At 44.7% G+C, this 24,787-nt stretch carries 15 protein-coding genes; 2 read left to right on the top strand and 13 right to left on the bottom strand.

Translation table 11 applies throughout. The features are described 5' to 3' along the window. Nucleotides 1-49: 49 nt before the first annotated feature. From tssC to UQW94_RS00030, 10 genes are all read right to left on the bottom strand, one after another. Nucleotides 50-1,525: a type VI secretion system contractile sheath large subunit gene (gene tssC, locus UQW94_RS00075; RefSeq protein WP_005373378.1), complete on the bottom strand. Its 1,476-nt coding sequence runs from the start codon at nucleotides 1,523-1,525 to the stop codon at nucleotides 50-52. Between the two features lie 8 nt (nucleotides 1,526-1,533). Next, on the bottom strand, nucleotides 1,534-2,040 hold the full coding sequence (tssB, locus tag UQW94_RS00070; protein ID WP_005373381.1) for a type VI secretion system contractile sheath small subunit: 507 nt from the start codon (nucleotides 2,038-2,040) through the stop codon (nucleotides 1,534-1,536). Between the two features lie 26 nt (nucleotides 2,041-2,066). After that, entirely contained in the window at nucleotides 2,067-3,641 is a 1,575-nt protein-coding gene (gene tssA / locus UQW94_RS00065; RefSeq protein ID WP_137282738.1) for a type VI secretion system protein TssA, read from the bottom strand. Next, nucleotides 3,628-5,628, bottom strand: a complete 2,001-nt coding sequence (locus tag UQW94_RS00060) for a serine/threonine protein kinase (RefSeq protein WP_053307564.1) — start codon at nucleotides 5,626-5,628, stop codon at nucleotides 3,628-3,630. The genes tssA and UQW94_RS00060 overlap by 14 nt, the downstream gene beginning before the upstream one ends. A 237-nt stretch (nucleotides 5,629-5,865) precedes the next feature. After that, nucleotides 5,866-6,810: a hypothetical protein gene (locus UQW94_RS00055; RefSeq protein WP_322141887.1), complete on the bottom strand. Its 945-nt coding sequence runs from the start codon at nucleotides 6,808-6,810 to the stop codon at nucleotides 5,866-5,868. Further along, nucleotides 6,803-7,795 (bottom strand): DUF2169 domain-containing protein, encoded by a 993-nt coding sequence (locus UQW94_RS00050; RefSeq protein WP_322141886.1) that lies wholly within the window; start codon nucleotides 7,793-7,795, stop codon nucleotides 6,803-6,805. Before UQW94_RS00050 ends, UQW94_RS00055 begins: the two co-directional genes overlap by 8 nt. Then, nucleotides 7,776-9,101, bottom strand: a complete 1,326-nt coding sequence (locus UQW94_RS00045) for a hypothetical protein (protein ID WP_322141885.1) — start codon at nucleotides 9,099-9,101, stop codon at nucleotides 7,776-7,778. The genes UQW94_RS00050 and UQW94_RS00045 overlap by 20 nt, the downstream gene beginning before the upstream one ends. Before the next feature lie 94 nt (nucleotides 9,102-9,195). Then, entirely contained in the window at nucleotides 9,196-9,678 is a 483-nt protein-coding gene (locus UQW94_RS00040; protein WP_025767908.1) for a hypothetical protein, read from the bottom strand. Between the two features lie 2 nt (nucleotides 9,679-9,680). Then, nucleotides 9,681-11,759 (bottom strand): type VI secretion system tip protein VgrG, encoded by a 2,079-nt coding sequence (gene tssI / locus UQW94_RS00035; RefSeq protein ID WP_322141884.1) that lies wholly within the window; start codon nucleotides 11,757-11,759, stop codon nucleotides 9,681-9,683. A gap of 72 nt (nucleotides 11,760-11,831) precedes the next feature. Then, nucleotides 11,832-12,350, bottom strand: coding sequence for an Hcp family type VI secretion system effector (locus tag UQW94_RS00030; protein ID WP_005373415.1), 519 nt, complete (start codon nucleotides 12,348-12,350; stop codon nucleotides 11,832-11,834). Between the two features lie 456 nt (nucleotides 12,351-12,806). On the opposite strand from UQW94_RS00030, the gene tssH reads away from it, so the two are divergent. Continuing rightward, a complete protein-coding gene (gene tssH / locus UQW94_RS00025) occupies nucleotides 12,807-15,485 on the top strand; it encodes a type VI secretion system ATPase TssH (protein ID WP_322142175.1) in 2,679 nt (892 codons plus the stop codon). After that, nucleotides 15,472-17,103: a sigma-54-dependent Fis family transcriptional regulator gene (locus UQW94_RS00020; RefSeq protein ID WP_182038404.1), complete on the top strand. Its 1,632-nt coding sequence runs from the start codon at nucleotides 15,472-15,474 to the stop codon at nucleotides 17,101-17,103. Before tssH ends, UQW94_RS00020 begins: the two co-directional genes overlap by 14 nt. Before the next feature lie 80 nt (nucleotides 17,104-17,183). Here UQW94_RS00020 and UQW94_RS00015 read toward each other — a convergent pair whose 3' ends face one another. Genes UQW94_RS00015 through UQW94_RS00005 form a run of 3 tightly spaced genes read right to left on the bottom strand, consistent with a single transcriptional unit; the run spans nucleotide 17,184 to nucleotide 24,721 of the window. Then, nucleotides 17,184-21,926 carry an OmpA family protein gene (locus tag UQW94_RS00015; RefSeq protein WP_322141883.1) on the bottom strand — a complete coding sequence of 1,581 codons (4,743 nt, stop codon included), beginning with the start codon at nucleotides 21,924-21,926 and terminating at the stop codon, nucleotides 17,184-17,186. Next, entirely contained in the window at nucleotides 21,926-23,005 is a 1,080-nt protein-coding gene (locus UQW94_RS00010) for a hypothetical protein (RefSeq protein ID WP_322141882.1), read from the bottom strand. Before UQW94_RS00010 ends, UQW94_RS00015 begins: the two co-directional genes overlap by 1 nt. 3 nt (nucleotides 23,006-23,008) lie before the next feature. Continuing rightward, nucleotides 23,009-24,721: a hypothetical protein gene (locus UQW94_RS00005; protein ID WP_322141881.1), complete on the bottom strand. Its 1,713-nt coding sequence runs from the start codon at nucleotides 24,719-24,721 to the stop codon at nucleotides 23,009-23,011. Nucleotides 24,722-24,787 lie beyond the last annotated feature (66 nt).

Below are 24,787 nucleotides of genomic sequence, written 5' to 3'. Positions count from 1 at the left end.
GAAAAAAGCAGCCAGTCTTCACTGGCTGCTTGATGGTTTCAGTAATGGGTTATTGGTCTAGCTTACCAACTAGAGACAAGTCGAAGCTTGCGCCCATGTACTTGAAGTGAGGACGTACAGACATAGATACTTTGTACCAGCCTGGATCGCCTTCTACGTCTGATACTTCAACCTTCGCAGCACGAAGCGGACGGCGACCACGAACTTCCGCTGGCGGGTTCTCTTGGTCAGAAACGTATTGACGAATCCACTTGTTCAATTCGATTTCTAGGTCAGAACGCTCTTTCCAAGAACCAATTTGCTCACGCTGTAGCACTTTGATGTAGTGCGCTAAACGGTTGATAATGAACATGTAAGGAAGCTGAGTACCTAGCTTGTAGTTCATCTCGGCTTGTTTGCCTTCAGGCGTGTTCGCAAACACTTTTGGTTTTTGAACAGAGTTTGCAGAGAAGAACGCCGCATTGTCAGAACCTTTACGCATGGTTAGCGCAATGAAGCCTTCTTCCGCTAGCTCGTACTCACGACGGTCAGAAACCAGGATCTCGGTTGGGATCTTAGTCTCGATTTGACCCATAGCTTCAAAGTTGTAAACCGGTAGATCTTGTACAGTACCACCGCTTTGAGGACCAATAATGTTCGGACACCAACGGTACTTAGCAAATGATTCACTGATCTTAGACGCCATCGCGTACGCTGAGTTGCCCCATAGGTAGTTATCATGGCTGTCTGTCACTTGCTCATCGTAGTCAAACGCCTTGATTGGGTTATCTTCAACAGAGTAAGGCGTACGTAGCATAAAGCGAGACGTACATAGACCTAGGTAACGTGCATCTTCGTGCTCACGCAGACCACGCCATTTCGCGTACTGTGGGCCTTCGAATACAGACTTCAGATCTTTTAGGTTTGGCAGCTCTTCGTAGCTGTCTAGGCCAAAGAATTTAGCCGATGCAGACGTGATGAATGGTGCGTGAGACATTGCACCTACGTTAGCCATGTATTCCATCAATTTGATGTCAGGCGACGAAGCTGACATAGCGTAATCACAAATGACGGCGCCAACAGGTTTACCACCGAACTGGCCGTATTCACGTGTGTAGATTTGCTTGTACAGGCCAGACTTCACCACCTCTGGAGCGTCTTCGAAGTCATCAAGAACTTCGTCTTTCTTCGCAGAGATCAGTTCGATTTGAATGTTCTCGCGGAAGTCAGTGTGATCAACCAGGTACTTAAGGCCACGCCACGTTGATTCAATCGCTTGAACTTCTTCGTTGTGAAGAATTGCATCAACTTGCTTAGACAATTTTTGGTCGATTTCAGAGATCATCAGATCAACCAGAGATTGGTCGACTTTCTCTGTGTTCGAACTGCTTAGTAGCTCACTGATGAATGCTTCTACGCCGCGTTTTGCAACGTCAAAACCTTCATCACTTGGCTTTAAACGTGTTTCGTTAAGAATGCTATCCAGAAGTGAGCCTGATTCAACTAAGGCTGCTTCTTGTTCTGGCGCTTGTGCTTCTGCAGACATGATATCCCTTACTCTTCTTTCGCGTCTTGGTCGTTGCCAATGCTTAGTTCATCCAACAGTTTCTTTCTCGCTTCTTCATCTTGAAGAACCGATGCGATCTTCTTACGGAACGCAGGAACATTTCCTAGAGGACCTTTAAGTGCAACCAAGGCTTCGCGAAGCTCAAGTAGGCTGTTTAGTTCAGGTACACTTTTCGCGATCGCTTCAGGAGAGAAGTCCTTCATGTTTTGGAACGTCAGATCAACACCAATCTGGCCGCCTTCTTCATCAGAAAGACGGTTTTCAACGTTGACTTTAACGTTTGGAGACATGCCCTCTAGCACTTCGTTAAAGTTGTCTTTGTCGATGTTAATTGGAGTACGTTCTTCAATTGGTGTCTCATCTGCACGCGCAGTAAAGTCGCCAACTACCATCATGCTTAGCGGCAGCTCTACGTCTTCTTGCGTATCGCCAGTTGCTGGAACATAACGGATATTAATTCGCTCTTTAGGAGCCACCGAGCCGTCACGTGACATAATTCGTTCCTTATCTAACTCTTTAATTAGTCGTAAATTGCTTTCCACTCTTCATACTTCTCAGGTAGAAGATCCTTGCTTCCAAATAACCGATGGAGTGTTTTTCGAATTAGGTCTTCTAACTGTGACGATAAGTGGGGTTCCCAGCTCGCGAGATTAAACGCTTTTTGTACTTCCCACCCCTTCTCAAGATACGGCAAACACAACGGGTATAATCCAACAGACTGGTAAGCTGCTATCAATTGTAAATACAGCATGAACTGCCCACGTCCCGAGCTATCCAGCTCAAGTTTACGGGCAAGCTCTGCGGCACATTCCCCTAGATTTTCTAGAGTGATATCCTCCATTGGCAGCGAGTCTTCCTGCGAAATCACAACCGTTTGAACAACGGGTTGAGAAGTCGAAGAAGTAGTATCTTGAGTCGATAACCAGCTCAAGGTCGCTTCATCTGCAAATGGTATAGAATTCTTAAATGAGAGGTGCTCTATGCCCTCTAGTGAGTCAACAAAACGCGTCACTTCTTGTTTCACAGCAAGCGCTGCATCATCAAAACCCAAGTTATTAAGCATCGAATACACGAAGTAATGGCCCGTCAGCCAAAACGGCGCATCCGTTAATGTGCGCTCCAAACGCTTAATGGTGTCGATGTCGCTTTCTTGGTCAGCTTTATCTCGGTATTCTGCTTGTTGATCGGACGACACTGCCAAGCTCAAAGGCGTTTGATTATTTTGGTGGTCGGGTAGACCATCAATGTCATCCCAAGTCAGATGACGATAAATCCGGTAAGCCAGCGGATCACTTGGGTTCGCATGAAGCATGACTTCCGCAACCTTCTTCAAGGTGCGCTTAGAAGCCGTCGGCGAAGAGAAGTCCGTATCGACATCGACTTCTTTTGCTACCGCTTTCTTAACTGGCGCAGGTTTAGGGGCCGGCGGAACCGCCTTCACCGGTGCGGTTTGCACTTCACTCTGCGCTGGCGTTTCTGCGGCAGCAGGCTGCGTAGCTGGTGCAGGCGCCGCTTGTTCGACGTTAACGACTGCATCATCGCTCTGCTCATCAGCCGCCGCTTGTTGAGATAAAACATTGAGTTGAGTGCGAATCTCAAAGAAATCCGCTTCTGAGTCTTGATAAACCTCGTCGTATTGACGCTGCACTTCTTCAATAGTCGAAATGCAGTTTGATACCAAATCCCATGACTGAGCGCTTTCCGCTAACTTGCTGCTGACCAGTTTAAACTGATGGTTCAACCATTCGACCGCGCCATCTCGACCCCGCTTTCGGGAAGGATACAATTCAACGCCAAAGCGACTTAACGCCTCACTAAGCAGCTTTAGACCTTGTTCAAAGCCTTGCAGACCAAACTCTTCTGTTAGCGCGCGAACGAGGTAACAAATGGCTTTTAAGTCTTTGCTGTGGTGCTCTAGAACTTCGGTCGCGTGCGTTTTTACCACGCTCCAATCTACTGTTTCGCCAAACAAGGAACCGAATTTCTTCACTTCGGACTCCATCATTTCATAGCAAAACTCGTAACGGGCATCGTTTCCCACTGGAGATTCATCAGAAATAGGATTAAGCAGACGGTCGATATCAATGTTGGACAAAATTCACGTCTCCTTCAGTCAAGTAATCTCTCAACGCACGCGCTACCGCAATTGCGCCATTTGCTGGCTTAGATAATCGATGGCTCTGCTCTATCGCATCCGACGCCATGCTATCTAGAATTTTCGTGATTTCTGTAAATTTACTTGGTGCATTCCGTTCTAAATCGGCAAGGGATTCATGTAGCTTTTGTTTGTCGTAAACGGATTGCTCCATCACGGTGCTAAACAAAATAAATTCGCTTCTTGCGACGATTAAATCCTTTATTTTTTTGTCTAGTTCTGGCGTATTACCGAAGTAGGCTTTGGCTAATTCAGCTTCTTCAATTGCTTTGGTGTAAAAGTGCGCCTCTGCATGTTTATCGATGGAGTCATTAATATTTTCCATCACAGCCTTTGGTAAGATTTGGTTGTAGAAATAGGCTTGTGACTGGTTTAACAACCATGCCTCTTTCATTTCATTTTCTGCGAGCTTAGCTTCACCATCTAAAATTAAGCGAGCAATCTGCTTATCTCGACTGCCAGCTATGGCAGATACTTTCATGGAATCGATAGACGCGACATTTAATCCAGACATCACTTTAGTCAACGCCTCATCCGCATATGGAAACAGGGCACCGTCACGAACAAGGGTTTCTCGCAAGGTGACAAGCTCCTTACGTAATTCGACTAATGCCATTGGTAAGCCATCCGCTAACGATTGATACGACGTTAACTGAGCCTGTTTTTCTTCATATAAATTCGAGAGGCTTAACTGCTGAGCTTGATATGCTGTTCGATAAGCTACTGTCATATCAATACTCTGAGTAGCTTGAGACAATTCTTCTTTGATTTTCCATGGAGGCTGAGCCAAAAAAGAAGCCGTTTCAGAGGGCGTAATAACGTGAGTTACAGTAGTGACACCTCGGGAAAAAATGGCATCCAATTGATCTTTATTCTGTTGATACAAATAACTTCCTGCTGTTGCCAGCACACTCAACACTAAGCTCGCCTCTAATATTTTAAAGCGACCATACGCCGTTTTATCATTTGGCTTACAGTGTGTAAGCAGCAAGTCCGCGTTACGCAAGCTACTGAAAATTGGTGCGTTAGAATTTGAGCTAATTGATTGCGTATCGATTCGCGCTAACTGTTGAGCAAAAGAAATAGCGGTATAGCCATGCCCTCTTGGTTTGTTGATGACTTCTTTCAGCAATTTCCAAATATGAACCGGGATCAAAGCCGGACGCTTTCGGTCTTTTAACTGCTTATTCCAAGCATCACCAAATATTGAGCCTAAAAATAGATGTCCAGCGAGCAAAGCGAGAGAGTAAACATCATCTTGCGGTTCCGCGATGCCAGTTTCTATATAAAGAGGGGAAGCGTAGCTCAAGCTTGCTTCTGCGTAAGGTTCTGTCTCTCCAATGTAACGAGCAGCGCCGAAATCAATGAGCTTAACGTAATCGCCTTCACTCACTAATACGTTAGATGGTTTAATATCAAGATGGCAGATACCTCTTGTATGCATAAACTCTAGAGCGCCAGCGAGTTGATACACCAACCAAGCGATGTGGTCGTGGCGGAAGCCTTTAGAAGAATGACGCTCCATTTTTTCTGCCAGTGACTCACCTTGGATCCACTCGTACATCAAATATGGGCGTTCGAATTCGTTGCCGATTTTTACAAAGTTAGCCACGCTAGGGTGTTGAGAAAGCTCCAGCCTGCTCGCTTCGTTAATCAACATTTTGCTCGCAAATTCTGGCGAGTCATCATTGATAACTTTGCAACAGATTTGCTTCTCTGGCTGCCCTTTTTTTGCAAGATGGTAAACCGTTGTCTTACCATTTTTAGAAGGAAGCTTGTCTAATACATCGAACTGTGAAAAAAGCACGTACTCAAGCTTCGGCTTATTTTTTTCTGCTAGCCTTTGCTCATTCAGTTTCTTTTTCTCAATAGCTTTAACAACCAACTGATCGATATATCCTTTGGCTGTACTCTGATTATTAGACACTTAGTACTCTTTCATAGAATAAATATTATTAGAGTTGAATAATATTTTCTTGAACGTACTTGTATCAAGGTTGGTATTTAAAACAAACAGTAAGCCTATTATTTTAGTTATTATTACTAACTTATTAGACCTTTTTACTTACGCTTTCACTGCATGAGTTATACGCTTTTTCGTGTTACAAACTTCAACCTAATAATATGAGTATACTTTCATTGCCATTTGATCGATGAGTGCTCACTAACATTGCAGTAATTGGAGAACTCCTTTGTCACCATGAAAGTCGAACATTAACAACGTAGTTGGTTGCTTAAAGTGGTGCTCTCTGACCGCAAAGGCAATTAAAGCGAGAGAAGAACAACTGCCCATTGTGCCCCACAACTCATTAATAAGCTGCGGTTGTTCTGGGTTCGTGAATCGTTCTGCTTTAGCCCCCAGAGCAAAACCGTAATCTTCCGAATGCATGCGCAGGTTCGTCATATCGGAATACACTTCACCAAATGAATCGAGCTTTTTACTCGCACGTTGAACAAGTCGAAACATGCCTCTTCGGTCTGAAGTGTTTAATTCCGTATCAATGTAGCCAAGCTGCGCTTGAGGCTTAAGTTTCAATGTTTCTACGGTGTTTTTTCGACAAAGAATTAAACCCACCCCACCCTCGCTCGGAATAACGCCCCATGGATTATTGGTACTCATTACCATCGCATCGTCGATGAGTGTTTGCATCGAACTCACCAAGGAATCGACACTGATACACATCATAGCATCATATTTATCCAATGATTTCATGGCCTGGAGAACGAAACTGGGCCCACTGGCATGAACAGCATTCACCACAGAGAGAAATTCAGCATAGTTACTTTCACCAAGCCATTCTTGCACCTTTACTAGTGAAACAGACACAGGCACCGCTATAAGCAAAGGTATTGGTCTCAATGAACGTGGTAACTGCGCTAACAATGAATCAAGCAAGTGGGTGATTAACTCACACGTTTTCTCAAACTGCTCACTTTCTTTGGTGTATTCGATTTTGGCGTAAGTAAAACGCTCGATACCATCATCCCCTACACATTGATCAAATCTTCCTAAATCAGCATACGAAACTGCACTAGCAATATCTAAATTCATACCGGTTGGCGTCATCACTTCCATCCCTAGCACGTAACGGCCTGTTGAATTATGCATGCTCGCTTACCTCTTCCAGCTTAGTGATCGATGTCGACACCAACAAATGCTCCTTGCCCTGACAAGGAAACGCAGCGGTGTAACTGATTGATATAGTTTTCTTTTCCGCATCAACGAATAAGGTGTACATCGCCATATCAGCTTGATAGCTTTGATCTTTGAACGTCGCGATCGCACGGTATTTTTCTTTAGGAATTCGAAATGAAAGCGTGTCATCATGACAAAAACCACTCATCATCAAACGCTCCCCCCCACGAAGAAAGCCTTTGCACTGTTGATCAATAGGCGCGCTTTGGAAGAACCGCTTATCAAAATCGAGTGGCAACATTGGCTTGCGATTCTCAATCCAATCGTCATCGAACGTGCCGGCCAGCTTCTGGCGCGACTCAAAGAACGGAGGCACTGGCCCGAACCCCGCAACGCGTAGTTTTTTCGCGGCGGCACTCCAGTCTTCACGAGGATAAAAAACCGAAGGTGCTTTCTGTTCAAGCAATTCTTTGTTGGAATCGGCAACACCACCGCCTATTCGGTTACGTAAATCACCGCCTACCGCGCAAGTGTAATCAATGTCTTTTGCAATAAATGGAACTGGATTGCTCAGCGTGATACTACCAGCATGCTCAACCCATACGCGTTCCCCGTGAATAGCGAGAGTCTTATCGATATGACCATCAATCAACACGCGACACTCTTGGTATGTCACTGGCTTTTTCGCGTAACTGCGCGCTTTACCGTAAACAAGTACATCTGTATTGTCTTTGGTATACGCGAACTCGTGGTCAACTTTCATCGCAGAGAAGCCTTCTTCGCCCAAATATTGGGGATCATCGAAGATTTCACTTTCACCTAATTCGTGCCAAACCACACCATCGAATTGCCAAGTACGTTTAGCGACCACAACCCACACTTCATCGCCGTTTTCGTCACGTTGAAAACGACCTTTAAGTGATAGCTCAGGGTGCGCTTCAATATCCCATAACTGCATTGCTATTCCTTAAGTTGAATCGTTCGCTCGCAGAAGGTGCGGCCTTTAAATTGTTGAAGTTCCAGTCTTGCTGATGTATCGGCATCGCCATATCCCAAGGCACGTAGGCTCTGGATTGAATGCAGATTTGGCGCCATAGCCAGTCGCGGAACAGCACATCAACGTTAGAATCTTGCATCGCAGCTAACGTAGACTCGAAGCTCAATGCGTAACCCAAGCGGCTTGGTAGATTTTGGATATATTTTTCATCTTCCACCCACTCATTGAGCAGATCGAAGATCTCTTCCCATTCATACTCGACACCAACATCTTGCGGAGTCAGAGGAAGAAGCTTTCCGTAGACGACATACAAGGCTTGAAGCCAAATTTCACCCTCAGCTTCACCTTCCTCCAGACTTTCCAAGTGCTCGATGATTTGGGGTACCAGTTTCCAATCACCACCCAGCGCAAAATCAACAGGTGCTAATGAAGAAGAGATATCAAACGCCTCAAACTCTTTTAACTCAAGTAACTTGGCATAAGTGAGCACTTGCGCTGATGGTAATCCATTTGGTTCGATGCCAAAGCACTGACGGAACCAAGTGCCTCTGTCACGTTTGGTAATCAAACGTTCAAATAGATATTGTTCGCTGCCTGCATTGTCATTGAGCCAATCAATCCCCTCTTTCACGTCTTGTAAAGCGAGCAGTGGCAAAGCAACATGAGAGCTAATGATGCTGGCTTTGTGCCAGCGCTTGATGAGAGAAACACTTAATGTTTGACGTACACGTAAGCATTCAAAGTAAAACGCACTGGATGTCGCATTACCCTCAATAAGCTCCGAAAGCGTGCTATCCATAGATTCAACCGGAGATTGTACGGCAATGACCATTGCGGTTTTAGCGTCAATATCTTCGAGTAAACTCAAGCCGCACAAAAGGTTATCCAACTCTGAGCCCAACTCGCCCTGCAGCATCAGCCAGCTGTAGATTTCTGGCTCTTGGCCTCTTAATTGATGAATCAAGCCCGGTGCTAATCGATAAAACGACAAGTAGACCTGCTTGAGCTCTTCAATTTGACGTTCAATAAGTTTGAGATACTCCAACTCACGACTTGGATAACCCCTTTTGTGAATTTGAACTCGCTGCCTGATTAAAAACCCGATACTTTCAGAAGCAATGGACAGCTTTTCATTACAGAAATCCAGCCATGTTACTGGCAACTGGGAAAGGTCATTCACAGCGCGCTCAGCTTTTGCTAACGCGCCTTCGACTTCTTGATTGGTTATGGGTGCCTTTAGGTGCTCGACACCGATTCTTTGTCGCATCTAGTTATCCGTTATTAGCGTGCCATAACGCGATTGCAATTAGTTAATACAAAGTAATTAGCTAACTCGACGTAAATTAGCTAATGCTAGGTAATTAGTTAATTGCGATCGTTCCGCCTTGAATTTTTTGTGCTTTTTCTGCTTGAGAAGTGACGTACTTCGCTTTAGTGGTAATTCGTCCATCGCGCCCGCTATAGCGAGTTTCTGTCTCACCACTTTTGACTACCAACTCTTGTTCTGTCTCGATAACCATCTTCTTCGCTCGCAATACAAACTCGTCAGAGTCATCCAGAATGGAGAAGAAAATGTCCGTCACAAGAGGCAAGCTTAAGTCGTCGTTCAAAAATTCAACTCGACAACTTAATCGATTATCGATAGCCATTTGCAGCTCAGAACGACGAAAGCCACGTCCTAGTCTCGCAGTGAGTGGCTGCTTAAATGGGTTACCATCAAAATCAACTCGCACACTGCCCGTAGACTCATTGATAGCCACTATTCTTCCAAAACGCGAAAAGCAAGCCGTTGATTCGGCTTGCTGCTCTGATATTACTTCTGTTGTAAGAGGTTGTTTTTCCATTGTTAGTTAACCACTACGTTGCCACCTTTCACGACGACTTTGTCACTGCCTTCGATCGTAATAGCCGAGCCTGATAACTTTATTGAACCATCACTGTTCATCACTAAAGAGGAACCACCCGTTTTCAATACAATCTTGTCGCCACTGATAATTTGCGTTGCACCATCAGCTTTGTAAGCGGTGTTCCCTTTCACTGATACCGTTAAGTTGCCACCAACCGTCTGGTTATCATCCGCACCAATATCTGAACTCTTAGACGCACCGATAGTAAGGTTACTGTTTTCGCCAATATCTAAGTCATCATTTTTACCGATCTTAGTCGTACGGTTATCACCAATTTCTAAGTCAGAATTGTTTTTCACATACTGGGCTTCGTTCGCGTTGTATGTAACGGTAACGTCTTGCTCGACTGTCTCGGTAAACGTACTGTTTACCTGTGTCGTTTTATGCCCATGAATGGTTTCTTTATGGTCACCATGAACTTCATTCGTTTGGTGACGTGCAACCTTCAAGAATTCATCTTGACCGATATCACGGTAACGGTTGTTGAGCACCTTGGTCGACATGTCTTTTTGAGCGTGAATATAGACTTCTTCTTGGTTCGCTTCGTCTTCAAAACTCAACTCGTTGTAACCTGTTCCTTTGTGCGTTTGCGTGCGGAACGTGGTACGAGTTTTGTTTTCTGGCAAAGAGTACGGTGGGAAATGCAAACCGTTGTAAACTGCGCCCGTAACTAACGGACGATCTGGGTCCCCCTCAAGGAAAGTTACTACGACTTCGTGGCCAATACGCGGCAAATAAACTGCGCCCCATGTTGGCGCCGCCATGGATTGGCTTACACGAATCCAACAGCTTGAATGCTCGTTGTTATCACCGTAGCGATCCCAATGGAACTGTACTTTCACTCGACCAAGCTTGTCGGTGTAAATCTCTTCACCTTCTGGTCCTACAACGACCGCCGTTTGAGGGCCATCCACTACTGGTGCCGCTAGTTTAGGCGCTTTAAACACCACATCACGTGGAATACACGAGAACTGGTTGTAGTAAGTGGTTGGCATACCACTCGCTTCATCTTCATGCACTTGCGGATCTTGACCTGTGTGCATTATAGACAACATGAGGTAATCGCGGTTAATCTCAGAGCGCGGGTGGTCACTGACGTTAAAGCTGTAACCAGATGCTAAGCGCATTACGTCACTCGTTGCTTCCACTTGTTGATTATCGACTATGTGTTCCGACATCCACTCCGTGGTTCTCACCTGCCCCATCAGCGGGTCGACGTATCGTCCAGGATAATCAAACTGCTTGAGATCTTGGTCTAGCTCGCCAGCCTGTGTCATCTCTTGTGGAATTTTAGGGTGTTCGTAGTTGTAATCTGTGTACGTAACCTGTCCCGTTCTAACGCGGTTAACTAACTCGAGATCAGAGATATGTTCGCGATCGGCAACACCGCCACCATCGGCATGATAAACAATCGGCCCAATGTAAGAAGCATTTAGTGGCGAGCTTATCAAAGGTGCAATCGCGTCATTACTGTCGACAATGACCATCGTATGATTTGAATCGCTATGGTCAAAGTAATACCACATACCGTGTTCAGCCATCATACGCTGCACGAAGTGCAAGTCAGACTCACGGTATTGCAGAACGTATTCTTTTGGAGGATAAGTACCCGACACTTCAAATCGGTAATCGGTGACTGTCCCATCATCGAGTACTTCTGTGATGATGTCTTGCGCTGACTTTTGCTGGAAAATACGACAATCTTGGCGCTGAGATAAGAACCAAGCTTGAGGAACCAAGACTAATTGATAACGAGAAAAACGACGTCCAGTCCCTAAGTAACGAACTTCATTCACCACGCCGTTGAACACACGCGCAGCCCCAACACCTTGTCCGTAAAGTGTCAATGTTCCTGCTTTACGTATTAACTCATCGAACGAGATATCTGGATCAAGTGAAAGTAATGAGAGATTGATGTGGAAAGGCTTAGATAACTCTTCATGAACATGAAAGCTCTCAACCCGAAATTCATGCCCACATCCAGGCACTTCAAATTTAAATTCTACGTCATTCACCATATCTTTTACCTGATACAAATAATCGAATTAGGGCCAACAATCGTTGGCCCTGAATCTTTACGCGACGAGCAATTAAGCTTCGCGTGGAGCACGCCAGTCGTCGTTACCCGCAGTACCACAGTTTTCGTGAGTTACTTCGATCGCACGGTAAGTGAACTTAAGCACTTCTTCTGTCACGCGGTCAGCTGTTGCTGCGTCTTGACAGTGGTTCATACGAGTTTGGATATCGACAAGTAGCGCATCAATCAATTTGATTGAGTAGTAGTGCTCTTGTTTACCTTGAACTGAAGTACGGTAGAAGCGGATCACACACTCAGGAAGTTTTTCGCCAGATACTAGTGCGTTGAATAGTAGTGGAGATGAGCGATCTTGAACTTTAGTTACAACAAGTGGACGGTGTACACGTTGACCAGTTGGCTGACCACTTTGTGGATCACGTGGAACAGTTAGCACGTGATCAAGTTCTTGTACTAGGAACTCATCAACGTGAGCTTCTTGCCATGTGTTACCTACTGAATCTGCAGAGTAAGTATCTTTAGTAATATGGCCTTGAGTCTCACCTTGGATAGACATATATGCTGGAGTTGGCATCGCTATTTCCTTTTCTAAAATCTGTTTTGTTTAAATCACCAAATCGCTTATCACCGCGACTACTTGGTATAATCAAAGTCCGTGCCAACTTTAAAAATACAATAAAAACAACAACTTAAACAAATAAAGACATTATTCACTAATATCTTGAGTACAATTTATTGGATAAAAAACCAAAAAGTTGGATTAAGATAATAATAAATTGTTCTAACTTTAAAAAGTGAAAATAACCATATAAAACCGTGTAAATAAAGTCATTAAAACTAATAAATCCGACACTTTTACTATCAATTAATTTAGAATGACAACGCCATTAAAATAACCGCAAACATTAATGTCACAATAATCATTAAAAATAACCAACAAACGATAGTCAAAATATCTTGATAAAAAAATAACGCAATCACTTTTAGTATAATAGCCGCTACCTCTTTTCCTCTAAAGAATAAAATGGCTATGATAAATATAAACCTTTCTTCATTAATTCAGCGTCTACACCCGATTGCAAAAGTAGCATTAGAAGACGCCGCTGCACTTGCAGTCTCTGAAAAAGCAAACGAAGTTCAAATTGAGCATTATTTACTGAGTCTATTAGAAAGACCAAATAGTGATTTTGACGTCTTATTAAGTCATTTTGATTGTTCTGAGAACTTATTAAGACAATCGGTTCGATCCACACTCGACACCAGCGCCAAAGGAAATGGCAGCAAACCTGTTTTTTCTGCGTTATTAATCGAATGGTTACAAGAAAGCTGGCTGGTTTCTTCTTTAGATCTATCCGAAACACAAATCCGCTCTGGTGCCCTACTCCTTACTCTTGTTAGCAACCCTCTCCGTTACGGCCAACATGGTTACGCCTCTATCCTTGAAGCGGTAAACCCTGACAGCCTTAAGCGTAACTTTGCAGAGCTAACAAGCCAATCTATTGAGGCGCAAGTTGCTACTTCAGAGAAAACACAAGCTCGTGAGGATGGCTCAGCACTGAGCAAGTTCACAACAGACTTCACTGGTAAAGCACGCAAAGGCGAAATCGATCCTGTTTTCTGCCGCGACCAAGAAATCCGCCAAATCGTGGACATTCTTGCTCGTCGCCGTAAAAACAACCCTATTGCTGTTGGTGAACCGGGCGTTGGTAAAACCGCAGTAGTAGAAGGCTTGGCACTTAAGATTGTACAAGGTGACGTACCAGACAACCTCAAAGGTGTTGAGCTTTACGGGCTAGATATGGGTCTTCTGCAAGCTGGTGCAAGCGTAAAAGGTGAATTCGAAAAACGCCTAAACGCGGTATTGGATGAAGTGAAAAACTCGCCAACCCCTATCATTCTTTTCATCGATGAAGCACACACCCTTGTTGGCGGTGGTAACCAAGCGGGCGGCAGCGACGCGGCAAACTTGCTAAAACCAGCCCTAGCGCGTGGTGAAGTGAAAACCATCGCCGCAACAACATGGTCGGAATACAAGAAGTACTTCGAGAAAGATCCTGCCCTTGCACGTCGTTTCCAATTGGTGAAACTCGACGAACCGTCTCCTGAGCAAGCAGCATTGATCATTCGTGGTCTGCGCCCAGCATACGAGAAGTCACATAACGTTTACGTGCGTGACGATGCTATCACTGCTGCGGCAGCACTTTCTGCTCGTTACATCTCTGGTCGTCAACTGCCAGACAAAGCGATCGATGTACTAGATACGGCGTGTGCACGAGTGAACATCAGCCTTAATGCCATTCCTGCTTCTGTTGAGACTCTGCAACAAGAACTTGCAGCTCAACAGCGCGAGCTTGAAGCACTTGAGCGTGATGCTCTGCAGCAAACTGGCGACAAGCACAGCCTTGCTAACATTCCAGACCTAAAACTGGCAATGGAAACAACGAAAGAAGAGCTAGCAGAACAAGAAGCGCAATGGCACAAAGAAAAAGAGCAGATCCAAGAGATGATTGCTCTACGCTCTCGCTTACATGAACTGGTCTTTGGAGAAACAAATGAAGAAGAGCTTGTTGCAGACGAAGATTCAGAACAAGAGCAAGACGTTTCTCCATATGCAGAAATGGATGAAGAAGCCGTTCGCATTGCCATTTCGGCCTGCCAAGAACAGCTAGATGTAATCCGCAATGGCAACCCACTGGTTCACTTTGAAGTGGGCCCAGATGAAGTTAGCCACGTCATCTCGGACTGGACTGGTATTCCAATGGGTAAGATGCTTCAAGACGAAGCAGAAACCACGCTAAAACTGAAAGAAAGCCTAACACAAAGCATCAAAGGCCAAGAATACGCTATCGATGCACTGTCTGAAGGCATTCAAACTGCGAAAGCTGGTCTAGGTAACCCAGACGCACCAACAGGCGTATTCCTGCTGGTTGGCCCAAGTGGCGTGGGTAAAACCGAAACGGCTCGTGCGATCGCTGATCAAATGTTTGGTGGTGAGCGCTTTATGACGACCATTAACATGTCTGAGTTCCAAGAGAAGCACACGGTATCTCGCCTAATTGGTTCACCTCCGGGTTACGTAGGTTACGGCGAAGGCGGCATGCTGACAGAAGCGGTTCGTCAACGTCCATATTCTGTTGTTCTTCTTGATGAAGTGGAAAAAGCCGACCCTGAAGTGTTGAACCTGTTCTACCAAGTGTTCGACAAAGGCACGCTGAACGACGGCGAAGGCCGAACCATCGACTTCAAGAACACGCTGATCATCATGACCAGTAACCTTGCAACACACGAGATTGAATCTTTGGTTCATCAATCAAAAGACATCGATGCGAACATCATCGCAGAAGCTATTCGCCCTACTTTGAACCAACACTTCAAGCCAGCGCTGTTGGCACGTATGTCAGTACTACCATTTGTTCCGCTGTCTGATGAAGCAATGACAGAAATTATTCACCACAAGCTGAACAAAGTTTCTCAGCGTCTACAGAGCCATCACAAGTTGTCGCTAAGCTACGAAGACAGCTTGGTTGAGTTCGTACTAGGTAACTGTCGCCTTGCTGAAACGGGCGCGCGTAACATCGACGCGGTCATCAACCGTCAGTTGCTGCCGCAACTATCGACTCAGCTATTAGTGCATGACAAGGATGATTCACATACGCAAATCGAAGTGTCTGTCGATGAGCAAGGAACACTAACCTATGCGTTCAGCTAACCATAGCGAACTTAGTAACGCCCTACTTGCGATCAGTCAGTCTTTGGCTGATCGCAGCCAGCTTACCCAAACCTTGGATGCTGTGTTGACCGCTGCGAGACAAATGACCCTCGCAAAGCACGGCATCATTTATGTTTTGGACCAGACTGGCCAGGCGTTGATTCCAAGTACCGCTCACCATAACGATAAAACGATTGTTTCCCACCCTTGGGAGGCATTGCAGATTGATTCCGCTAGTGAGAACGATCCATTTAACTTTGCCATTCGCAATGGTGAAGTGGTATTGATTAACGAGTTGTATAAGTACAACGGTTATGACTGTGACAGCATCTATCAAACTGAGCAGACGCTAGGGCTAAAAAGCGAGAACTTGCTGGCGTGGCCTTTGATTGATAGCGAAAGTAAGACCATTGGACTCTTGGTCTTGCTCGATTTAAGTGTTATCGACAATGAAGCTGCATTGACTGAGTTTTGTCGTATGGCCGCGAGTAATATTCGCCAAGCTGTGTGGTTAGAGCAATACGGGCAAGTGATTAAAAATCTCAATGCAGACAATCAAGCCCTAGTGCGCGAGAATACTCAGCTCAAAAAACGTACTCAGAAAGCCTATCAAGGTCCTATTGCAGAGAGCGAAGAAATGCTCAATGTCTTGAATCGTCTTGACAAGGTGTTATCTCTCCCTGTCGACGTTCTATTGCGTGGTGAAACAGGCGCCGGTAAAGAGGTGATCGCGAAATACATTCACGAAAACTCTAATCGTTCAGAACAACCTTTGATCGTACAGAACTGTGCCGCAATCCCAGAGCAGTTATTAGAGTCAGAACTCTTTGGCCATAAGAAAGGCTCATTCACTGGCGCGGACAAAGACAAAGTCGGTTTGTTTGAAGCAGCCAACGGCGGCACGCTTTTCCTAGATGAAATTGGCGATATGCCAATGCTACTGCAAGCAAAATTGCTGCGTGTGCTACAGGAACGTAAAGTTCGCCCAATCGGCACTAGCAAAGAGATTGAAGTGGACGTTCGCGTTATCGCGGCAACACACTGTAACCTTATGCAGCAAATTAAAGATGGCGGATTCCGTGCCGACTTGTTCTATCGCTTGAATGTCTTCCCTATTACATTACCACCACTGAGAGCACGCAAATCGGATATTATTCCCCTTGCCGAACATTTCGTGCAACACACCACCAACACGCTAGGTTTGCCGCAAGCGCCAGGGTTAAGTGCCAACGTACGTAAACAGCTGCTTGCCTACCAATACCCAGGGAACGTGCGTGAGCTTAAGAACATCATTGAGCGCTCGGTGCTACTGTCCGATTTTGAAACCATTACTCACATTGAGTTTGGCGAACAAATCCCAGAAGATGTACCAAGTATCGACATGAAAGCAGCTTCACCTACCCCAGAGCAACCTGCTTACGAGCAGCAAGCACAAGCGGATTTAGAAGACGTTTCAAAGAGCCTTAAGGACGTTGTCAGCCAATACGAGCGTACAGTAATCATCGATTGCTTAAATGCCTGCAATTGGCACACCAAGAAGGCCGCCGAGCAATTGGCACTTCCAATGAGCACTCTCAACCATAAGATGAAGAAATACGACATTTCTGCAGCGGGTTAATGGGGCTTAAAAAGAAAATTCTAAATTCAGCATGAAGTCATAAGAAAAGAAAAACCGCCCGAAGGCGGTTTTTTTGTATGTTACTTTGCCTGTAAAAGAGCGATTTCCGGAGCATTGAGCGAAGACGCTTGTTTCGTTATCCAATTCTCAACATATCCTTTCTGCTCGTTCTGTACCCCTAGGTTTTTCCAGTGTAAGTGATTCGCCTCACTTGTCGCATTTTCCTTTTCAACCGTTTCTATCCATGGCTTACCCGTCATGAAGTCTTTCACCGCAGGAACTTGAAGCTCAAACTTCGGTAGTTCATAACCTTCACTTACATCCATTTGTTCAAATGAAGCCAGCTCAAGTTTGATAGGTTTTAGATCATTACCATCTAAAACATCACCAAAAGGTCTTAAACCATTAACTAGTTTGCCTGTAGGCGACACATAAGAGTACTCAAAGCGAATGATATAAAGGTACTTTTTCTCGCTTGAAGTTAATAAACGGGAGAAATTCGCGTCATTCTGATCAATAAATTGAACGGCGCTTTGCTCCAGACCTGTACGCTTAGTCGCGCCGCTATCGTCAAGCTCTAGATCAAAAACGGTTCTTGTTTCTATTCCATTATACCCAGTATTTGACTTCTCGGTAACAAGACGAGAATGAATGTTGACTACCCCGGCATAATGCATCACATCATGTTTAACTGGACCATCTTTGATCTGCAGTTTCACCCCACACTCAATGGCGTTGAGTAACATTGTATCGTAGTCGTCACTCGCACGATCATCCCCCAACACCGCAAAACAAAGTGAGAACCGTTGCTCTTTCGACCAATCAAACTTGTTGCTTATCAGTTTATTCGCATTGCCTTCACCCCAAGCAAGGTCACCGTCAATTTCAACACCAGGCAAAATAATAAGGTTGCCATCGATCACCTTCGGTGTACTGTCTCGAGATGATGCAGACTCACTCATGACAAACTCTTCGATTAAAAAGTCAGTGTCTGTGAGTTTCGTCTTTTCCAATGTTCGACCGTTAAAGTTTTTCGCTTCTTGTGCAGGGCTTTGACCATCGATACCAAAGTTAACTTCAGTAATATCTAGAGTGTAATTTTTATATGTACCCAAGCCCTCTAACTTACCCGCTAGCAAATCATGTCCTCCTAGTGAGAAGACATATCTCATCTGCTCAAAAGCACCAGTGTCTCGAACATATTCAAACACGCTTTGACCTGTAAAGAAGGCTTTCACCTCATCTATGACTTTAACATTTGGACATAACGGCTTGATGCCATGGATTAAAAACTCACCAAATTCATATGTTGGTTCAAATTCAAGACCATGCAATTCCTCAACACGCTTACTCTTAAAGTGTTCTTTAATCGCTTCATCAGGGTCTTCGAATTGAGAAGCATCCATTTTTGTAAACAACACATCAAAGGTTGGCCCATGAGAGTCCAAACCAACAACAGCGGCGCGATAAGCGACCTCCTGTAAAAACAGTGTCTTAGACGAGAAACCATCTTTTAAAACCACCTGTAGTTTCACACGCGTTTGTGGGCGTAGCTTTCGTCCATTCTTCTCAAATATCCATTTGATGTATGGTTCCCATATCCCATCCTCTTGGACCAGCAAGCGACTGAACTCTATATCATCACGCCCAAGTTCTTCTTTGGCTAAATTGAAGTCGTGACAAAATGCCTTTAGACCTTCTCGGATAGAAGCACTTTCTTGCAAGGACTCATCTGATTTTCGGTCCAAAAATAGACGTGTTTGTACAGGGAATCCCGTATTAAATGCACCACCTATCTTTTCACCGTAATTCCATTGTAGCGAGCTATTGATGCCAGAGTTAGAGAACAAACCAGATTTGTTAAAACGGTTTACCCAGTTCAGGGCAAGCGTATTGCCATCATTGACTGGAATTTCCCAGTTATCACTCATGACATACAGCTGAATAAACTCGTCAACTCGATAATCCTCAATGAAATCATCAAAGTCACCCGTAAGGCTCCACTTAGCGCGGAGAAGCGTTAGTAACTCAATCAAAGAATTCAAAGCATAGGAGCGCAACAAAAAGCGCTTCAACAACTCATCATGATTCGCCTGTTTTTTAAGAAAGTCGGCTAAGCCAACGGCATCAATGATCTGAGGTTGAAGATCTTGACTGATCCCCTTATACAATGAGACAAGTTCTTTATTGATACTGCTGAGCGTTTTTAGCATGCTTTTGTTATTGTACTGAGCTTTGATCTCCTTAAACGTGGCATCACCAAAAAGGTCGCCATAGAAATCAGTTGCAGCACCCAAAAGATCCACACCCACTTTACCGGCAAAATAATAGGCAGCCACTGGTGCAGCAGGCGTCCAGATTGCAACGCTTGCCATTGCGTCAACGGCGGCAAGAATCATCTTATCTTCAGCTTCCTTTGCCGCAAGCTGATGCCCTTCCCAAATTTGATGCGCGCGACTTAATGCCATCGTCCCAGACCGACTCGGTGGTAGAGAAACCGCAAAGTCAGGGATGATCAACCTTACCTCTACACGTCGGTTCACAGCAATATCCGCATTATCTGATCGATCGTTAACGTCGGCATAACCGTCGATATCATCAATCAGTTGCGACTTACCCTTAAACTCAATAAACAACCTTGATTCTAGGTTCGCTCGTTCTTCTCCGCTTGCTTTGGCAAGGATGGCCTCTTTAACTACATCCGCGCGCATTTTAGATATCTTTAAGTTATTTTCATGCGTTCCTATTGGCCCTGCATGGCCAATAATGGCGACTTGGTAATCAGGGTTTTGGGATAAAAGCTGGCATAATTTTTCACATACTTCTATGTAGTCGATATGCAGTACTTGAACTTCGTTCTCAAACTCAGCAGAGTTAAACTTGAAGTTCATTCGAACAACGACCCCTTGACCATCAGCAAAGATCTGAGCATTCCCTTCTTTACCAAGTGCTTCCTGCACCGTTTCTGCCTTCTTTTGCCAATGTTCTGGATTATCAAAGCGACGAACAAACGTTAAAGAAGAAAGATAGTTTTCAGCGTATTTGCTTAAAGTTTCTTGCGCTTCTTTCGCATTTTGAATTTGTTCAGAGAACGCCGAATATTGATCTAACGCTTCCTTGCCACTTGCGATAACTCCAATTGCTGGTAGTGCGCGATTTGTTCCGCTCAAAAAATCACTGCTTAATCGTCCAACGCCACGCATGATTTTTGACTCTGGGCCTGCCGTTTTAAAAGCACGTTTGATATAAGGAATATCGATGACATGCTTTCTAAACACTAACGCTTGTGCTTGTTTCAGCGTTAGCTCTTTACGCGCAAAAATCTTTGCAAGGCTAACGCTCTTTTTAACACCACTGGTTGCGGCAAGTGCCGAATGTAATGCGATACCACTCATCAGAAATGGAGGTAAGGCCCCCGATTCACTGTTTTCCCATAGCGCCTGCCCGATGGTTTTCGCCATTTCTGCAGGTGGGCCATATAGCTTTGCGCCCTCAATAGAGAGAAAGTCACTGCTCAACGATTCGTAGGTTTTGTTGATCGCAGCATGCAAAGATAACGGTGCAACGCCCGGTTTTTGATTAGTTTGATAGGTTAACCCCTTCGTCGCGTAGTCTGAATAAGATGGCAACTGATTAGGGAATTGTTGGATGAGCGCTTCCTCTAAGGTGATCATGTCACCACACACGCACGCCATTTTGCCAATGCCCGCTGTCTCGATAAACGTCAGCTTTTCATGCAGCTCATAAGTATATACATTCTGCTCCACATCAGTTTGAGGGTGTTTCATGAACTGCTTTGTGACATTGGCCTTCAGTACACTTTCGGGTAACACCTTACGTGTTTCATCGAATGCTAACCATTCATCTTCCCAAAATTGGATGCGCAACAAATAAAAACCATCTTCAACTTGGCTTGGATCGAGGTTAAACAATGCACTTGGTAAAACTGCATTACCTTCCGTTTTTGTCGCCCACAAAGGCTCCTTTACCGAGACCGTCCCTTCAGCGATAATTTCTTCAGTTGCATTTTCTATATCACCCGCCTGAATACTTTGAACTGGGCGAATCAACGAAACCTCAGCGCCACCATAAAGCTTGTCTGTGAACAGTACCGCACAACTGTGCATCCTTGGCACAACAAAACCTTTCAGGGGTAGATTTCTTTTTTTCTGACGCTCCAACCAATTATTGTAGCGTTGTTGCTCTGCTGTGAGATCGCCACCAATATACGCAGGAGCCAGTTGACTCAGGGCAATTTCAGTAAGCTGGAACTGCACCCCCGTTTGGTTTGTTTCGTTAGTCCCATCATCAATGTACTGAGCAAAATGCTTGATGTTTTCAGCATGGCTCGCCAGATCTTTTGCGCCCCCCGTACTTTCTGGATCATTCTGAGGCGCAATCATCTGCGCCAACAAACGTAATGGCGGAAAACTTAATTCATAGTTTTTCCCTTTGCTGAGACCTTCCGGTCGGTTGCCCAACTTGAGCACTTCGTAATTGTCGACATCACTCGGCACTGAACTTTCAGAATCGACTTTTTCTCCCGATAAAGGTTGATTACCCGCAGCTTGTGGTGGCTCACCTAAACCTAACTCGACTAATTTCCCCTCTTTGGTGGTGCCCCACAGTGCGGGTGCACCTCCTGAGAGAGCATTGACCATCACCGGAGTCAAAGGAATGGGACGAATCTTACCCGTTAACTCATTTAATCGGGTGAGATCGGGCTGGGTATGCCAGTCTGGGAATTCATCCACACCATCTATCTTTATTGCAGTAAAGAAGGCACCAAACAGATAGACTTCATTATCAAATGTGAAAGCCATCAGTTAGCCTCCTTGAACCAGTTACCTTGGTTTGCGGAAAGGTTATACACAATGGCAGGATCTATTGTGCGACTATAACCCAACGGAGACCAGCTCCACGCTTTTTTAGTCTGATTATTCTGCACCGACATTAGCATCGCGTTGTAATTCGTTAAAGAGAAGCGATTATTTAGGCCAATGGCGTATTGCATTGCCCCATCACGTTCAATCTGTTTGCCTTTTTCCAGATCAACAACAAACACATTGTGATAGTCGCGATTAGCTGCCCAAACAATGTCCCCCTCAGGGCTTATCGCTTTGTAATGCGCTTTAGATTTGTTCGTCGCTAACTCCTTATCCCAATAAACTATTTTTTCTTTTTTGTTTGTATTTGCATCGTAAATAAGTGCAGCATAATCATTTACCTGATATCTTTTCCCGTCCTTTATAAAGCCAGTATCACTGATGTAAAGATCGGTCTTTTCCGCCTCACCTTTAGCAATATCCCACTTATACACCACACGCCCCACCTTACCCGTGCGGTAATAAACGTAGCTGCTATCTTCCGCCCACAGGAAACCCGGAATACCAGCTAAACGATGCGGCAAGTCAATTAATTTTTGCTCTTTTAAATCAAAAAGATGTATGTCAGGTCCGGAGTTCAGTGCAACGTAACGATTATTTGGCGAGCGACTGGTTTTGTATCGAGTGCTGGATGCCTTTCCAAGATAGGGTAAATCCGTCACCAAACGCAGGTCCGTACCATCGGTCTTCATACTCCAAACTTTTACACGCCCTTCGTACTCATCGTACATTGGGTCTGGTCCATATCCTTGATCATCTGATAAGTTTGCCCAAGTAAACTGAACGCGTGGCAAATCGTAAGAACTCGCGTCGTTTAAATCTTCCCTTGGCCATTCTTTGGCACGATGGATAAAGTAACGAGGAAAGTCACGTTGTTGATAAGTCGCAGAGCCAGATTTACGGACCTTGCTCTGCTCCATGGTGTAGTAGTTATGTTCACCCACGTAAGTGCGGCCGTCATCTTTACAACCCGCTATCGATAAAGCAGTAAGTAACAGTAATAGTATTTTTTTCATGGTTTAACCTAGCAATTCTGAAATGGGTACATTTTCTTCTACAACAACAAGACGTTGGCTACCGGTGGAGAGGCTCGAATGAACACCTCGAACAATATCGACGTTCTTGACCTCTGCCGGCGGGAATGCAAAACGCAGCGTCATATAACCATCGTCGTCTTTCATCGCTGAACGAAAGTACGATTTGTGAATCCAATCGTGTTCTATGTTACGAAGCCCAAAGAAATCGTCCGGTTGATCTGTCAAAGGCTCGTGAAGGTAACGTATAGAAGGCAAAGTGCCTCTTGGAGCCAATTTAAGCCCCGCGATATTGCTTTCTTTGTGTTCGTTGATGATTCCACTGCCAGTGCCTGTCGATGCGGTACCGGAAACTGGAATAATATTCTCACCCGCATTATTAAAGCTTTGGGATGAGGAGTATATTTGCAACTCTGAAAGAGACTTAGCAATTGAAGCAGGATCACTCTCTAGCTCAGACAGTTCCGTGTTTGTCAAAGCCAACTCGGAATAATGGATATAACATTCTTTTGCTTCTCCCGCGATTTTATATGGCACCCAAATATGCGGAAGAGGAACACCTTGTGCAATACGCAAACCATCTTTGCCAGCTTTATAAGGGCTTAACACCGTTTTAACAGTGATAGGATCAATATCTAATTCTGGAAAAACAACATCTACTTCCTCATCTACAAGGCGGAATACCCTGGCACCTTGATCAAGGCTTAGATGTCCCGAATACACTTTCTGACCGGATTGATAAATCTCAAATGCTTCTTCGCCAATATAGTAGTCTGGTACAAGGTTGGCCCCATCAATGTTGACATGTCGTGTTTTCATCGAGGATTCAGGATCATTATTTCTGTAGTACTCTAAATCGACATCAGCAAAGTAGCCTTTTGGTGTAACTTCAACCTCTCGCCAAACTTTGTTATTCCAGATTACATAGAAATAACCTTCTGCAACCAACTCATGTCCATTTGGGCCCTCTAGCATAGGTAGTACAGGCACCAACACGTTATCCCACTCATCCATTTGAGTTTCTTTATCAACGGGTTGCAGGTCTTCGGCGAGTTTAAGCAAAATTGGCTGAGGCTGGTCAGTGCAAGGGATTTTGATATAGAGCGTTTTGCCCTCAGCTTCGAGATCTTTAAATATCGCGAGGCTGCGGTGTTTGTTTTCTGTATCAGCCTTGCCTACAGTCACTTTTTCTTTTTGAGCTTCGGTTTTTCCCAACATCAAACATGCCGCGTTGCTAGACAACTGCCCTGCAAATTCGACAACGATTTTTTGATTTGGACTTGGCTCAGAGGGGACATGCGTGTAACTACGAACTAAAGCAACATCTTCGGTAACCTGATTGTATCCTGCTTTAAAAGCTTTGCTTTCATTCGAAGCAGATACAGAGTCAACGAGTGATTTAAGTCTAGGGAAGCTTTGCAGCTGAGAGTCCGTCAATGGCGAACGACGAGCAACGGTAGATAATGACACCCAATTGCCTTTCCCCAATTCGATTCTTATCGCAGCTAGCAATGCGCTGGTCGTTTTTTTGGCAGAGATGGAAATCTTTTGCGCCAATTCTTTAGGGAGGTTTCTAAGGATGTCATCTGAATTTCGCAAACGCGAAAGCTGCCCTATACACTCGTCTGGTGTAAGAACATAAGATAGCTCGCTGGAGGATAGCTTCGAGCTAGGTATAAATTTGCAAACTAAATGCATTTGAATTCTCCACAACCAACATCGTAAATATGGTTGCGGTGACATTTAAGCTGATAAGGCTTACAA

It is taken from the genome of Vibrio sp. PBL-C16 (assembly GCF_034321865.1).
In the GTDB taxonomy this organism is placed as follows: Bacteria; Pseudomonadota; Gammaproteobacteria; order Enterobacterales; family Vibrionaceae; genus Vibrio; species Vibrio alginolyticus.
The sequence above is the reverse complement of the archived record's forward strand: the minus strand, read 5'-3'. Positions and strand labels throughout refer to the sequence as shown.